The organism is Sediminibacterium sp. GW821-FHT12F12, assembly GCF_058806635.1.
On record NZ_JBXAPW010000020.1, the window covers coordinates 20,240 to 34,898 of the forward strand.

General features: G+C 44.7%; 11 protein-coding genes. 7 read left to right on the forward strand and 4 right to left on the reverse strand.

Going from position 1 to position 14,659, the window contains the following annotated elements; all coding sequences use genetic code 11:
- Positions 1-85: 85 nt before the first annotated feature.
- A complete protein-coding gene (locus AC1RNB_RS18090) occupies positions 86-2,347 on the reverse strand; it encodes a RelA/SpoT family protein (protein ID WP_493085098.1) in 2,262 nt (753 codons plus the stop codon).
- A gap of 217 nt (positions 2,348-2,564) precedes the next feature.
- Here AC1RNB_RS18090 and AC1RNB_RS18095 point away from each other — a divergent pair, with 217 nt between their 5' ends.
- The 7 genes from AC1RNB_RS18095 to atpA all read left to right on the forward strand — a co-directional run bounded on the left by AC1RNB_RS18095 (position 2,565) and on the right by atpA (position 9,435).
- Positions 2,565-4,382 (forward strand): ABC transporter ATP-binding protein, encoded by a 1,818-nt coding sequence (locus AC1RNB_RS18095; protein ID WP_493085100.1) that lies wholly within the window; start codon positions 2,565-2,567, stop codon positions 4,380-4,382.
- Between the two features lie 209 nt (positions 4,383-4,591).
- Positions 4,592-5,086 (forward strand): nucleotidyltransferase, encoded by a 495-nt coding sequence (locus tag AC1RNB_RS18100; RefSeq protein WP_493085101.1) that lies wholly within the window; start codon positions 4,592-4,594, stop codon positions 5,084-5,086.
- A gap of 80 nt (positions 5,087-5,166) precedes the next feature.
- Positions 5,167-6,276 carry a F0F1 ATP synthase subunit A gene (gene atpB, locus AC1RNB_RS18105; RefSeq protein ID WP_493085102.1) on the forward strand — a complete coding sequence of 370 codons (1,110 nt, stop codon included), beginning with the start codon at positions 5,167-5,169 and terminating at the stop codon, positions 6,274-6,276.
- Between the two features lie 38 nt (positions 6,277-6,314).
- The gene (gene atpE, locus AC1RNB_RS18110) at positions 6,315-6,527 is read left to right on the forward strand and encodes an ATP synthase F0 subunit C (RefSeq protein ID WP_493085104.1); all 213 of its coding nucleotides are present in this window, start codon (positions 6,315-6,317) and stop codon (positions 6,525-6,527) included.
- 96 nt (positions 6,528-6,623) lie between these two features.
- Positions 6,624-7,133 carry a F0F1 ATP synthase subunit B gene (gene atpF / locus AC1RNB_RS18115; protein WP_493085105.1) on the forward strand — a complete coding sequence of 170 codons (510 nt, stop codon included), beginning with the start codon at positions 6,624-6,626 and terminating at the stop codon, positions 7,131-7,133.
- A gap of 116 nt (positions 7,134-7,249) precedes the next feature.
- Positions 7,250-7,813: an ATP synthase F1 subunit delta gene (atpH, locus tag AC1RNB_RS18120; protein ID WP_493085107.1), complete on the forward strand. Its 564-nt coding sequence runs from the start codon at positions 7,250-7,252 to the stop codon at positions 7,811-7,813.
- A gap of 44 nt (positions 7,814-7,857) precedes the next feature.
- The gene (gene atpA / locus AC1RNB_RS18125) at positions 7,858-9,435 is read left to right on the forward strand and encodes a F0F1 ATP synthase subunit alpha (RefSeq protein WP_493085108.1); all 1,578 of its coding nucleotides are present in this window, start codon (positions 7,858-7,860) and stop codon (positions 9,433-9,435) included.
- Between the two features lie 53 nt (positions 9,436-9,488).
- Here the strand turns inward: atpA and AC1RNB_RS18130 are convergent, their stop codons facing one another.
- The 3 genes from AC1RNB_RS18130 to AC1RNB_RS18140 all read right to left on the reverse strand — a co-directional run bounded on the left by AC1RNB_RS18130 (position 9,489) and on the right by AC1RNB_RS18140 (position 14,499).
- Positions 9,489-12,116 (reverse strand): hypothetical protein, encoded by a 2,628-nt coding sequence (locus AC1RNB_RS18130; protein ID WP_493085110.1) that lies wholly within the window; start codon positions 12,114-12,116, stop codon positions 9,489-9,491.
- Positions 12,117-12,223: 107 nt separating this feature from the next.
- Positions 12,224-12,754, reverse strand: coding sequence for a DUF4402 domain-containing protein (locus AC1RNB_RS18135; RefSeq protein WP_493085111.1), 531 nt, complete (start codon positions 12,752-12,754; stop codon positions 12,224-12,226).
- Positions 12,751-14,499, reverse strand: coding sequence for a T9SS type A sorting domain-containing protein (locus AC1RNB_RS18140; protein WP_493085112.1), 1,749 nt, complete (start codon positions 14,497-14,499; stop codon positions 12,751-12,753). The genes AC1RNB_RS18135 and AC1RNB_RS18140 overlap by 4 nt, the downstream gene beginning before the upstream one ends.
- Positions 14,500-14,659: the final 160 nt, after the last annotated feature.

Consider the following 14,659-nt stretch of genomic DNA (forward strand, 5'->3'; position numbering starts at 1 on the left):
GGGCAAAAATAAGTGATGCCTATCAGTAAAACCTAATAACAGAGAATTAAATCTTATGGTTGGCGGAGGATGTGTGTAAAATGGGTCAGGAAATATTTTCCATTTCAAAACGATCAACTGTTTGTATACCGTTCAGCTCTTTCAGCCGCAATACCAGCTCTTCCAGTTCTTCTTTGTCGTGCACAAAAACCTTGATGGTTCCTTCAAACAACCCTTCCCGGGATTCGATGGTAAGACCGGCAATATTGATGCGCAGATCGCCACTGATCACATTGGTGATTTTATTGATAACGCCCACATCATCCAGTCCTATAATCTTCAGGCCGGTAAGGAAGGAGATCTCTTTGTTCTTGGCCCATTTGGTCTTTACCACCCGGTGGCCGTAGTTGGCCATCAATTGGGCCGCATTGGGACAGTTGGTGCGGTGGATAATCAGTCCTTTACCCGTACTCACAAATCCAAATACGTCATCGCCCGGAATGGGGTGGCAGCATTTGGCCAGGGTATACATGATTTTATCGCTGCTTTCGCCAAAAATGATCAGTTCTGAATCTTTCCGGTTATTATTTTTCGCCTGGATCTGTTCTGTGGTCAGTTCCTGTATAACCGGTTTGGCTTTGGGGATCTCCAGTTTATCTCCCAGTACCTGGAATTCCTTTAATTCCCGCAGGTCAATGGCTTTGGTAGCGATCTTATAATGCAGGTCGAGCGGGGAGGGCAGTTTGTAGAACTGTACCAGTTCATCAATATTGTATTGGCTATAGGCGGCGCCCATGCTATCCATTTTGCGCTGCAGGGTGTATTTGCCGTCTTCCGCTATTTTTCTTTTTTCCTCCCGAAGGGCATCTTTGATCTTGCTTTTGGCTTTGGCCGTAACCACAATGCCGAGCCAGTCTTCTGAAGGTTTCTGTTTGTTGCTGGTGATGATCTCTACCTGATCGCCACTGCGCAGTTTGTGGCTGATGGGTACCAACCGGTGGTGTACTTTGGCGCCGATACATTTGGTTCCGATGGCAGAGTGAATGGAAAAAGCGAAATCCAGTGCGGTGCTGCCGGTGGGCAGCATCTTCACTTCTCCCTTGGGGGTGTATACATAAATTTCTTCAGCGAGGAAGGATGTTTTGAAATCCTGCAGAAAATCAACCCCATCTGTATCCTGCGTGCTCAATACTTCGCGGATCTGGCCAAACCATTTATCAAAACGGTCTTCATCGGCGCTTCCTTCCTTGTATTTGTAGTGAGCCGCCAAACCTTTCTCGGCAATCTCATTCATCCGTTTGGTCCGGATCTGCACTTCCACCCATTTTCCCTGCGGCCCCATTACCGTGGTATGCAAAGCTTCGTAACCGTTATTCTTGGGGTTACTGAGCCAGTCGCGCAGCCGTTCAGGCGAAGGGGTATATTCATCTGTGATCATGGAATATACTTTCCAGCAGTCTTCTTTTTCTTTTTCAGGAGATGAATCCAGGATTACACGGATCGCGAACAGATCATACACTTCTTCAAAAGCCACGGATTTCTTCTTGATCTTGTTCCAGATAGAGTGGATGCTTTTAGGGCGTCCGTAGATCTCGAAATTAAAACCGCCCTGGGTCAGTTTTTCCTTTAAGGGGCGGATGAATTCGTTGATGTAGCGGGTACGTTCCCTTTTGGTTTCGGATAGTTTCCGTGCAATCTCACGGTAAGCTTCCGGCTCCATGTATTTCATGGAAAGGTCTTCCAGCTCGGTTTTGATATTGTACAGACCCATCCGGTGTGCCAGCGGGGCATATACCCATACGGTTTCGGAAGCGATCTTCAGCTGTTTTTCCCGTTTCATGCTGTCGAGCGTACGCATATTATGCAGCCGGTCGGCCAGTTTGATCAGGATCACCCGGGGATCATCTGTAAGTGTAAGCAGGATCTTTTTGAAATTTTCTGCCTGCTGACTGGTATTGGTGTCCATCACATTCGAGATCTTGGTCAGACCGTCTACGATCTTGGCGATCTCGTTCCCGAATTCACGCTGCACATCGTCGAGGTTGATGTCGGTATCTTCTACGGTATCGTGCAGTAATGCGCAAATAGTGCTTCGTACCCCCAGGCCGATCTCTTCCACACAGATCATGGCTACGGCAATGGGGTGGAGGATATAAGGTTCGCCGCTTTTTCTGCGCATGGTTTTGTGTGCATCAGCCGCCATTTCAAATGCCTGGCGAACCAGTTCCTTATCGCCTTTTTTCAGTTTGGGTCTGAGTGCACGCAACAGGGCACGGTAATGCCTAACAATCTCGTTCTTTTCCTGCTCGGGATTGAGATTGTATTTGGGTACAACTGGTTCTGTAACGGTTTCCGGTGCCTGCTCCATATTCTGTAGCGAATATACGAAAGGATGGTGAGTCGTGAATGGTCAGTAGTGAGTAGTGAGTGGTGAGTAGTGAGGTGTGAATGGGCAATGGTGAATGGTCAATAGGTGGGGTGGTTTTACAGGATGATTCACTATTCACCATTGCCCATTCACCAACATAAAATTTCTATAATCGGTAAGCCTCCCCTGTTTTTACCCCTTACCTTTGCCCCCTACCATGAGCGATCAGCCCAAAAAGAAAATATTCGATTTTTCACTGTTAGGCAGGGTTTTCTTCTTTGTAAAACCATACCGCTCGTTCTTTTATGTAAGCCTGCTGCTCGCTATTGTGATGGCGGTGTTTGCGCCCATCCGTCCTTACCTGATCCAGTTAACGTTGGATAAGGCCACCGGCAAAACCGTTCATGTGCCCGGATGGCTGGAATCGGTGCTGTTCCGGACGGATTTATCTGACGCTACCCGGTTCATCATTGCTGTGAGTATTTTCCAGGTGATCTTTTTATTTGTGGAAACCGCGATCCGTTTCCTGTTCACTTTTATTACCGCCTGGATGGGGCAGAGTGTGGTAAAAGATATGCGCAATGCTGTGTACAAAAAGATTCTGAGCCTGAACCTGGGCCAGTTTGATAAAACCCCGATCGGTACCCTTACTACCCGTACCATCAATGATATAGAAAGTATCAACGATATTTTTTCAGACGGACTGATTCCCATCATCGCCGATCTGTTAACGATCGTTATTACGCTGGTTACCATGTTCTGGATCGACTGGCGGCTGACCCTGCTGAGCCTGGTGCCTTTTCCGGTCATGATCATTGCTACCTATTATTTCAAAGAAAGTGTGAACAAGAGTTTTATCCGTGTACGTAATGCAGTGGCGGCACTGAATGCTTTTGTGCAGGAGCATATTACGGGCATGCAGGTGGTGCAGGCATTTGCCGCCGAGGACAGGGAATTTGCCAAATTCCAAAAAATCAATGCTGAACACCGGAACGCGAATATCAATGCCATTTTTGCTTATTCTGTTTTCTTTCCAGTAGTGGAAGTAGTGCTGGCGGTAAGCACCGGTTTGCTGGTATGGTGGATCGCCGGTCAATCGCTGGATGCCGGGTTGCTGGTGGCTTTTATCTTATACCTGAACCAGATCTTCCGCCCCCTGCGGGTAATTGCCGATAAGTTCAATGTATTGCAGATGGGAATGATTGCTGCCGAGCGTGTATTGAAAGTGTTGGATAATGAAGATATAACACCAGCATCCGGTCCGGATGCCTATCAGCCAGAAAAAATGGAAGGCAGTATTGAATTTGACCATGTGTCTTTTGCCTATGCAGAGCCCAACTATGTATTAAAAAATATTAATTTCCAGGTGAAAGCAGGAGAAACGGTGGCGTTGGTAGGTCATACCGGTAGCGGAAAAACTTCTATTATCAGTCTGCTGAACCGCCTTTATCATATACAAAAAGGAGAGATCCGGATCGATGGTGTAAACATTGAAGCATACGAGCTGGATACCCTGCGCAGGAATATCGGCGTGGTGTTACAGGATGTGTTCCTGTTTTCCGGTTCGGTGATGGATAATATTACTTTACGAAATCCCGAGATCTCCCGTGAGCAGGTAATTCAGGCTGCCAAAATGATCGGGGTGGATGAGTTTATTATGCAGTTGCCCGGAGGGTACGATTATAATGTGATGGAGCGGGGGAGTACCCTGAGCCTGGGCCAGCGCCAGTTATTGTCTTTTATCCGCGCCCTCTTATACGATCCGGCAATCCTGATCCTGGATGAAGCCACTTCTTCTATTGATACCGAAAGTGAGATGCTCATCGAAAAAGCGACGGAAGCACTGATCTCTGGCCGTACCTCTATTGTGATCGCCCACCGGCTTTCCACCATCCGCAAAGCGGATAAGATCATTGTACTGGATAAAGGAGAAGTTAAAGAAATGGGGACTCACGAAGAGCTATTGAATTTGGGCGGATTTTATGCTAAATTGCATGAGATGCAGTTTGATAAAAAGCGGGCTGTATTGGTATAAAAAGATGTCTGAGAACAAACACCTACTAAAAGAAGAAGACCAGAATGCCCTTTACGAAAAGGCTGAAATGGACTTACTGCGTGCCGGATTGAACCGAAACCTGAAAGAACGGTTCTTAATGACAACTACTCTGTACAAAATTCAGCAGACCCTCAAGAAAGCTAAGATTACACACAAACCTTATTCTTTAGCTAAATAGCCCTGCTGCCATGGACATTTTTGATGAAGAAATTCTTCTATTCTGGAAATCACTCCAGAACGAAAATGTAAAGTATATCATGATAGGTGGGTATGCTACAAATATGCATGGGTATCAAAGATTTACGGGTGATATGGATATCTGGATTGAAGATAGCCTGGAAAACAGGGTACGGCTAAGAAAGGCTTTTAATGTATATGGGTTGGGTGATTTTCCCATGCTGGCAACGCTTGAATTCATCCCCGGATGGACCGATTTTCACTTAAATAATGGGTTACGTCTGGATGTAATGGTGGGCGTTAAAGGGCTGGAACAATACAGTTTTGATGAATGCCTGGAAATGGCTGCATTGGGAGAAATTGACGGTGTTATGGTTAGATTTTTACATATAAACCATTTGATTGCCTCCAAGAAGGCAGCTAATCGGCCCAAAGACCAGATAGATGTCATTTATCTGGAAAAAATAAAAGAATTACAAGAAAACAAGGGTGACGGAACGACTTGATATTTTTCTCCATTTTCTCCCTTTTCCTGCCCGGTTTTCAGCCCTTACCCCCTATCTTTGCCGCAAATTTCGGAACAGGTATGGCCCGCAGATGCATAAAATCTTTACTGGTAGCGACTTTCAGCCTATTTATGGTGCTGTTTTCCAATGCAATTCATGCCCAGCATGAAGCTACAGCAGCAGATACAGTTGCCGCTGCCGGTCATGAAAAGACCAAGGAAGGTGATTTCAATGTTACGGAAACGATTCTTGAACACATTAAGGATGACCATAGCTGGCATTTATGGGGGCACACTTCGGTGTACCTGCCGGTAATTCTCTACTCTGACAAGGGTTTGGAAGTATTTTCTTCTAAAAACCTGGTAGACGAACACCACGAGCAGGTGGTTTACAAAGGCAATTACGACTACAAAGTGATTGAAGGAAAGCTGAAAGTGGTGAATGCTGCGGGTGAGCTGGATAAGGAACTGTCTAAAAAAGTATGGGATTTCTCCATTACCAAAAACGTAGCTTCATTATTATTTACTGTATTTGTATTGTTGCTGATCTTCCTGAGTGTTGGAGCGGCTTACAAAAAGCGTGGGGTAACTTCTGCGCCCAAAGGCTTGCAGTCTTTTATCGAACCCATTATCCTGTTTGTACGTGATGAAGTGGCAAAACCCAATATTGGCAAGAAACATGGCAAATACATGCCTTTTCTGCTAACGGTTTTCTTCCTGATCCTGATCAATAACTTTTTAGGCCTGATCCCGTTTTTTCCGGGTGGAGCCAATGTGAGCGGTAATATCGCGTTTACGATGACACTGGCCGTTTTTGTGTTCATCCTGGTGAACCTGAGTGCCAACAAAAGTTACTGGGAACATATTTTCTGGATGCCCGGTATGCACTGGAGCATGAAATTGTTTCTGGCACCTATTGAGCTGATCGGGGTATTTACCAAGCCGATCTCCCTGATGATCCGACTGTTTGCGAACATCACTGCCGGTCACATCCTGGTATTGAGTCTGATCTGTCTGATCTTTATCTTTAAAACAGCGGTAGCGTCTGTGATCGCGGTTCCGTTTGCGGTATTTATCGGGTTGATCGAGTTGCTGGTAGCTTTTCTGCAGGCGTACATCTTTACCATGCTGAGTGCGATGTATATCGGAATGGCGATTGAAGAACACCATCATGAAGAAGCGCATCATTAATCATAATTTTTTTTCAATAACAATTAAAACGTAAACAAATGGTAGTAGGAAGTGTTGCCGCAATTGGTGCTGGTTTAGCAGCTATCGGTGCAGGAATCGGTATCGGACAGATCGGTAAAGGTGCCGTTGAAGGTATCGCCCGTCAGCCGGAAGCCTCTAACGACATCCGTGCAAACATGATTGTAGCCGCAGCTTTCGTAGAAGCGGTTGCCCTGTTCGCCGTGGTAGTTGCCCTGTTGGGTAATGGTTAATCCATTGAACGCATTATACAGGTTCAACGCAAAGGGCCGAGAACCTGTATAATTTTTGTTTTTGAATGAACTAGCTCAAATCGCAAAAAGATTTTTATGTTATTAGAAATAAACCCATTGGTACTGCCGGATATCGGCCTGGTTTTCTGGAGCACAATTGCTTTTATTGTACTCTTCTTTGTGTTGCGTGCATTTGCCTGGAAGCCCATCCTGAAAGCGATCACCGATCGTGAACAGGGTATTGAAGATGCGCTGCTGAAGGCGGATAAAATGAAAGCAGAAATGGCTGCGCTGAAAAACGAGAACGAAGCCATGATGGCCCAGGCCCGTGAAGAACGTGCGGTGATGATCAAAGAGGCGAAAGAACATGCAGCCAAAATGATCAGTGAAGCCAAAGACAAAGCAAAGGCCGAATATGATCGTATTGTAGCCGATGCACAATTGGCGATTACCCAGCAGAAGAATGCGGCCCTTACCGATGTGAAAAACCAGGTGGGTGCATTGGTGATTGAAGTGAGTGAGAAAGTATTGCGCAGAGAACTGAGCAATAAGGCTGAACAGGAAAAATACATCAATGATTTAGCCGAAGTAGTGAAACTGAATTAATTTGAGAATTGGGGAATTTGAGAATTTGAAAATGCAAAACCAAGGGCAGGTTCAAATAGATCAGATTTCATTGATTTTCAAATTTTCAAATTGACACATTTTCAAATTGAAAATAAATGCCTAATCCACGTTTAGCCACCCGTTACGCCAAAAGCCTGCTTGACCTTGCTACAGAGAAAGGACAGCTGGAAGCGGTGTATGCGGACATGAAATATTTACAGGCCGTGTGTAAAGCCAGCAAGGAGTTTGTTGCCCTGCTGAAAAGCCCGATCATTAAGAACGATCAGAAGAACAGCATTGTTACTGCGGTAACCAAAGGGAAAGTGAGTGAGCTTACGGCTGCTTTTAATACACTGCTGGTAAAAAAGGGCCGTGAGAGTGATTTGCCTGAGATTGCCTTTGCCTTTATTGATCTGTATAATGAGATCAAAGGGATTCACCGGGTGAAACTGACCACCGCTATTGCAGTGGGAGATGACCTGAAGAAAGCGATAGAAAACAAAGTGAAAAATGCACAGGGCCTCGGAACAGTTGAGCTGGAGACAGCGGTGGATGAGAAACTGATCGGAGGTTTTGTACTGGAATTCAATAATAACCTGGTGGATGCAAGCATTCTCCGCGATCTGAAAGACGTTAAAAAGCAATTCTCGAAAAACCTGTTTGTACAGAGCATTCGATAAGCGATATATTTTAATCACGATAACATTTAAAAGCAGATAGAATCATGGTAGACATTAAACCCGACGAAATATCAGCGATACTGAGGCAGCAGCTCAGCAACTTCAATGCCTCCGCTGAACTGGAAGAAGTGGGTACCGTATTACAGGTGGGTGATGGTATTGCCCGTGTGTACGGTCTGAATGGCGTACGTAGTGGTGAGCTGGTAGAATTTGAAAATGGTGTAAAAGCCATCGCCCTTAACCTTGAAGAAGACAATGTGGGTGTGGTATTGATGGGTGAAGGTGGTGAGATCAAAGAAGGCGCCAAAGTAAAAAGAACCGGGCAGATCGCTTCTATTAAAGTAGGAGAAGGAGTGGTTGGCCGTGTGATCAATACACTGGGCGAACCTATCGATGGTAAAGGTCCACTGGTGGGAGAACTGTACGAAATGCCACTGGAGCGTAAAGCACCGGGTGTCATTTATCGTGAGCCGGTAAAAGAGCCCCTGCAGACCGGTATCAAAGCGATTGATGCGATGATTCCTGTGGGTCGTGGTCAGCGTGAGCTGGTGATCGGCGACCGCCAGACCGGTAAAACCGCTATCTGTGTGGATACGATCATCAACCAGAAGGAATTTTACGATGCAGGAAAACCTGTATACTGTATATATGTAGCGGTTGGTCAGAAAGCGTCTACCGTTGCCGGTGTGATGAAAACCCTGAGCGACAACGGTGCAATGGCATACACCACTATCGTGTGTGCTTCTGCTTCTGATCCTGCTCCGCTGCAGTTCTACGCTCCATTTGCGGGAGCTGCTATTGGGGAGTTCTTCCGTGATACGGGTCGTCCGGCTTTGATCATTTACGATGATCTGTCTAAACAGGCGGTAGCTTACCGTGAGGTATCACTGTTGCTGAGAAGACCTCCAGGACGTGAAGCCTATCCTGGTGACGTATTCTATCTGCACAGCCGTTTGCTGGAAAGAGCTGCGAAAGTGATCGCGAACGATGATGTAGCCAAGAATATGAACGATTTACCAGCCTCTATCAAACACCTGGTAAAAGGTGGTGGATCTTTAACGGCGTTGCCGATCATTGAAACACAGGCGGGCGACGTATCTGCCTATATCCCTACCAACGTGATCTCGATCACTGATGGTCAGATCTTCCTGGAAGGTAACCTGTTCAACGCAGGTATCCGTCCGGCGATCAACGTGGGTATTTCTGTAAGCCGTGTGGGTGGTAATGCACAGATCAAATCCATGAAAAAAGTAGCAGGTACCCTGAAACTTGACCAGGCCCTTTACCGCGAGCTGGAAGCTTTCTCTAAATTCGGTGGTGACCTGGATGCGGCTACCAAGAATGTAATTGACAAAGGAGCCAGAAACGTGGAGATCCTGAAGCAGTTACAGTATTCACCTATGTCTGTTGAAAAGCAGGTAGCGATCATTTACCTCGGAACACAGGGATTGTTGAAAGACGTAGCGGTACGTAAGGTAAAAGAGTTCGAAGCCCATTTCTTAACCGATATGGAGAACAAACTGCCTGATGTACTGGCTGAGTTTAAAAAAGGACAGTTGAATGATGAAAGCCTTGCCAAAATGGTTACGATGGCCAAAGGTTTGATGGCGCAGTATAAATAATTACGCTTACGTAAAGTAGCTATATAAATAAACGGTTCCGGAAACGGAACCGTTTATTTTTTCCGGGATGGTAGGTAAGGCTGTGTAGGAGATTTGCTGAACTGTATATTTTCAGCATTCTGTTCTTTTGCGGTATCAGGTTGACCGGAATAATTTTGCGGGAATAAGGTAAAATCAATACCACTCTGAACATCCCCATACCTACCTGATTCTATATTAAAATTCCATGCCCCTGGGAAAGAACGTAACCCCAATTTCTGCATTTGTCCGGCATCTGGTCTAACCGTATAAGAGCCGGGTGCCAGACCCAGATAGTTGTAATAACCATCCTCTTCTGATAATACGCTTGCCACAAACAATCCGGAACTGTTGTATATATTGAGAAGGATGCGCTCCTGTATTTTTTTCCCAGCTTCCGTTTGTGTATAGATCGTTCCATTAACTTCTCCTATGATCGATACCGGAATCTCGATCAATCTGAACTGATTGGGATCTATTTCAACTTTTATTGTATGTAGTCTGATCTGCCAGGAAATCTCTTCAAAACTATTCTGGTCCAGCGTAATCAGGAAACTATTGTACGCCTCCAGGTTCCTGACAATGATAGTGGTATCACGTTTGTGCTCTTCTCTTCTTCCGGAAAGTATGTTAAAATTGAGCCCCTTCAATTTGGGCTCTCCCTTGTCGTATTTCCGGTTATTGTTCAGATCAAGATATGTTAACAATATCAGTCCCCCACGGCCCACACTGGGCTCTCTTGTAAAACGGGTGTACATTGACTTACTATCATGTACAAGACTGCCGCTGAGCGAATTGATAAGCGTAAGTTCACCGTTACTGTTTTTACGCATATCCAATCCTGCCAGTGTGTGTGGCAGTTCGTACCTGATACCGATATTAACACTGTTGAAATCGTTTTTAAAGTTCTTCTCGTAAAACCCATTGATGTATCCGGTAGAGGAAAATCTTTTTTCCAGTCCTGTTTTAATGGAGATGAAACGGGATTGATTGTATTCGTATTGTGCCTGTGGTAACAACATCATTTTTCCTGGTAATCGTATGGCAAATGACATATTGCTGTAGAAATAGGCTTTTGCATTTTCAGTAAAAAGAGCGTAAGTAGTAATATTACCGGTAGAACCAAAGATGGAGCCGGAGAATAACGCTTCTATAGTAGTGTATTTATATGCAGGTAGTACGATCTGATACGCACTGAACCTGGTATAGGTATTCAGGAATTTAAATTTCAATGGATAAGAAATAGCAGCCCTCCTTTCTTCAATATAAGTGTTGTTTATAGCAGCCTGTCCCTGTTTGTACTTTGTATACGTTGCTTCATACAATACATTGGCCGATGTACGGTAATTACCTGTGATCGTATACCTTACGTCATGCATATATTCGGAAGTAAACAGAATATTCCTGCTGATCCTGAAATTAGCATTAAAAAAGGCCATGGCTTTGGGGCCGCTGATAGAAGAGAGGTATTCTACGCCGCCTCCAACAGTTAGTTTTTTGAATAATCCGAATGTAAAGGTCGTACGCGAGAATTTACTCCAGGTACTATCTTCCAGCACCCCGGCCGTTACATTGTATTCAAGCTGTCCGGGCGGGAGGAATGTAAAAGGCATACTGATATTTGCTTCACCCATTCGCTGTTCTCCATTGGGGCCATAATAGCGTAACTGCACATTGGTATTGCCATATACAATAGGAATATCAAAACTGAAGAATCCTGACGCATCCGATTTTGTATAATCCACGAGTGTATTATTTACATACATTTCTATTGTCCAGTTCGGTTCTGTATATCGGTTAACACGATAGAGACTGAAACTACGCCGGTAAACGGTAGGGCTGTTACTGAACTGAACGCCAATGATCGGTGCAAAGATGGATGAAGTTGCATTGGTAGTAACCCTTCCCAAAGATACCTGCCGTAATAGCTTGCTGTCGTTGTTAATATAACGCCATAAATAGGATTGCTGCCGGGATGAAAAAGATCTCTTGCCATCGTAGCGCAACGACAAGACAGATTCTCCACCCGCGATTTGGGCACCCATGGTAATATTGGCATGTAAATCACTTTCGCCTTTAAAATTATTAGTTGTAAAAAAAGACCAATCTGCCATACCTGTACGGAAAAATGAGTGTTCCCGCTTCAGGGTTGAATCTGCTTTTTGTTCCCTTTCGATTTTTCCGATATTACTTCGTATAAAAGCCTGTCTTCTTGCTACAAGCATGGGTAGTTCCAGGGTTGTAAATAGTTTTACAGACAAACTTCTGAAATCAAATTGGCAGTTGAGTTGAAAAAAATCTCCAAACAGGTCTGTGCGGAGATATAACCCATTTTTTGTGCGTAATAATCCTGATGTAGGAATAACCAGGATGGAGCCTTTAAAAGAAATTTGTTTTCGGGCAGCATCAATCAGGTAGCTGGAAGCAGTACCAAAAAAATAGCCGGAAAGGGAATCGCCTCCGGCTGAACTATTATAGGGAATATTCAGAAAGCTGAAAACATCTTGTATGGACAACCAAAGTTTGTCTTCACTGATCAGTGCTGAAATAGCAGTATCACCAATATCCTTTACATGCAGTTCAATAGTGATTTCTTCAACCGGAGCCGAAAACGGAATACCGATGGCGGGAGGTACTTGTGCCTGGGATAAACGGGATTGCAAACAAAAGCTGATCAATAGGTAACAAAATAGACACAAGGTTCTGCTGGACATCCTCGTATACAGATATTGGTCATATGGTTTCCGCTTACCCGTCAAAAGGAAGACATTTATTGTTGGATGAACGTAACATAGAAGTTTCCGCTGTAAGAACCCGATGGACTTACCAATGCACCACCAACCACCAGTGTACCGCCAATTTTAACCGTGGTGCGTAATGGAGCCTGAACAGTTGTAATAAATGGTGAGCCTGGACTGGCGGATCCCAGTTTTAAAGTAACCGATCCGCCATTACTGCCGGTAAGTAGTACATCTGGCCCGTTTAGTATGCTTACAACGGTGCCCTGGTTTGCTTCAACTTCAAAAATGGCCGGTGAAAAAGGGACACCGATATTGGATTGTATGATATCTCCTGTAACGGAACGTGATCCGTCGGGGAAAATAATCACCGATCCTCCGGTAGTACCACGGAAAAAAGTACCGAATATCAATCCCTGTTCAGGGCTGGCAAATACGGCTAAGGGTCGTGGCGGCGGTGGTGGTGGCTGTGGTATGGGCCGTGGTGGTGGGGGTGGCTGTTGTGCGTTCAATGCAACCGGAATTGCCATTAGCAGAAAGATAATATAGATGGTTCTATTCATTCTCCTGCAAATATTTGTCGGGTGATGATGTTGTTATCCATGTAACAAACCACCTGATATATTCCCTGGGGTAGCAAAAGGTTCAGGGGGTAGTTGCCGCTTTGTGAGTATGTTTTGGTATATAATAACTGACCTGCCATATTGATTATTCTGACCAGGGCTTTTTCACCCGCAGTGATGGCAAACCTTAGCATGATATTACGTCCGGTTCCGGTTACCTGGAAACGATCGTTTGTTGTTGCCGGGTCAGTGCCAGGGCTGTTTTGCAGAATTGGGGTGCGACTGAATACTACAGAGAATCGCTGTTGGTTGGTACCCGCATCTATTTGACATTGATAATTTTTATTGGATTTTAGATCCTGGTATATACCAGTTGCTGCATCGTGCAGATAACAATACAGGTTATGAGGTAATGCTGAAACATCGGTAGTAAAAAATGTTAACGATCCACTTTGTGTTCCCTGTATGCCAAGTGCTATACGTGTGCTGCTATCGGGTAAGGGTATAGCATTGATGGATAATTTTTCGCCGGATACATCCATAGAATATAAGCTGGGCACCCGACTGCTGGTATTCATGAATTTTAAGGCATCCCGGGTTTTATCAAATTTTCTGGAAGCATTATCCGGGAAATATATCACCGTTGGATCTGATAAAGGATAACCTGAAAAACCAGCCCATAGCCTGAGTAAAGGAATATCGTTTGTTCCGTTGAGCTGTCTGTATGTTTTTGTGATCGTTGTTATTCTTGTAGCATTGCTGATGCCAAGCGAGCCGGCAACAGGAAAAGTTCCATCAGTTACATGAACAAAAAAACCCTGCATGGCGGGTATAATATTATTGGCTTTACCATCGCTGGACACACCGTTGATATAACTGTTGTATACACCACCATACTGATCGGCTGCAGAAGTGTCTGCATCAAAATAATAAACAGTATTGTCAATGTTGGTTTTGGTCCAGCCGGTTGTGTCCCAATTGATGGGGGAAGGGTATGGATTACTGACAAGATTAAACCCCTTGGTATAAGTCTGGTTAGTATTACTGAGCGCAATCGATAGATTTCCGTTACTAACTACTCCGTTCAGGTCAATCGTTTTTGCAGTGCTGCTGGTACCCATTTGAACCGCATATCCGCGCATGGGTTTTAATGTATCGGTTAATGCGGTATAACTGATCCATCCATTGGATGGTTGATTTTCATCGTGCCGGTATACGGAAGGGAAGCTGGCCCCCAGGTTTACCTCTCCTGATAATTCACTTACAGTTGCTGCCTGGAAAGGTGAGCCGAGATATTTGTAGCCAAAACCATACGGCAGGTATCCCTGCATGGTGAGATTACCTAATACCTGGCCGGTGCCGCTGCCATCGACCAATGCGGTCCGTGTAGCATTGGCAAGCAAGGTGATATTGTTATTCGCATTCAGTGTTCCATTACTCTTCAGAATATTTCTCAGTGTTTGTCCGCCGGAAACGATAGTTGTATTACTTCCTGTTGCAACGGTAACATTGTAAAAGGTATCGCTTTTGCTCCCATTGATACGCTGGGTATCACCGGCAAAAACAAGATACCCGCCATTGTGTGTAAATTTTCCGTTATTGGTCCAGTTGTATTTTGTTACAAGATTGCCATGGTTGGCTATTATATAAGCACCTGCCGGAATACGGATGCCTTGGGCATTCAGCAGAAAAGGCCATGCCAAACAGCAGGTGACAAGTGTCTTGATGTATTTGTCAGACAACATGGTATTTATTTTGTTTCTGTGAGCCACTGAATATCCTGAAACCTTACCTGATCGAAAGCGTTGGAAGACCTCACATATAATTCGAACGTGTTGTGCTATTGAAAACTCAGAGCATGTTTGATCTGAGCCAGTTTTCTTCCATTTAAATAATTTATCCAGT

What these genes read in the sequence shown, in the direction of transcription:
- AC1RNB_RS18090 (WP_493085098.1), bottom strand. Translation starts at nt 2,347, where the DNA reads ATGGAGCAGGCACCGGAAACCGTTACAGAACCAGTTGTACCCAAATAC.
- AC1RNB_RS18095 (WP_493085100.1), top strand. Translation starts at nt 2,565, where the DNA reads ATGAGCGATCAGCCCAAAAAGAAAATATTCGATTTTTCACTGTTAGGC.
- AC1RNB_RS18100 (WP_493085101.1), top strand. Translation starts at nt 4,592, where the DNA reads ATGGACATTTTTGATGAAGAAATTCTTCTATTCTGGAAATCACTCCAG.
- atpB (WP_493085102.1), top strand. Translation starts at nt 5,167, where the DNA reads ATGGCCCGCAGATGCATAAAATCTTTACTGGTAGCGACTTTCAGCCTA.
- atpE (WP_493085104.1), top strand. Translation starts at nt 6,315, where the DNA reads ATGGTAGTAGGAAGTGTTGCCGCAATTGGTGCTGGTTTAGCAGCTATC.
- atpF (WP_493085105.1), top strand. Translation starts at nt 6,624, where the DNA reads ATGTTATTAGAAATAAACCCATTGGTACTGCCGGATATCGGCCTGGTT.
- atpH (WP_493085107.1), top strand. Translation starts at nt 7,250, where the DNA reads ATGCCTAATCCACGTTTAGCCACCCGTTACGCCAAAAGCCTGCTTGAC.
- atpA (WP_493085108.1), top strand. Translation starts at nt 7,858, where the DNA reads ATGGTAGACATTAAACCCGACGAAATATCAGCGATACTGAGGCAGCAG.
- AC1RNB_RS18135 (WP_493085111.1), bottom strand. Translation starts at nt 12,754, where the DNA reads ATGAATAGAACCATCTATATTATCTTTCTGCTAATGGCAATTCCGGTT.
- AC1RNB_RS18140 (WP_493085112.1), bottom strand. Translation starts at nt 14,499, where the DNA reads ATGTTGTCTGACAAATACATCAAGACACTTGTCACCTGCTGTTTGGCA.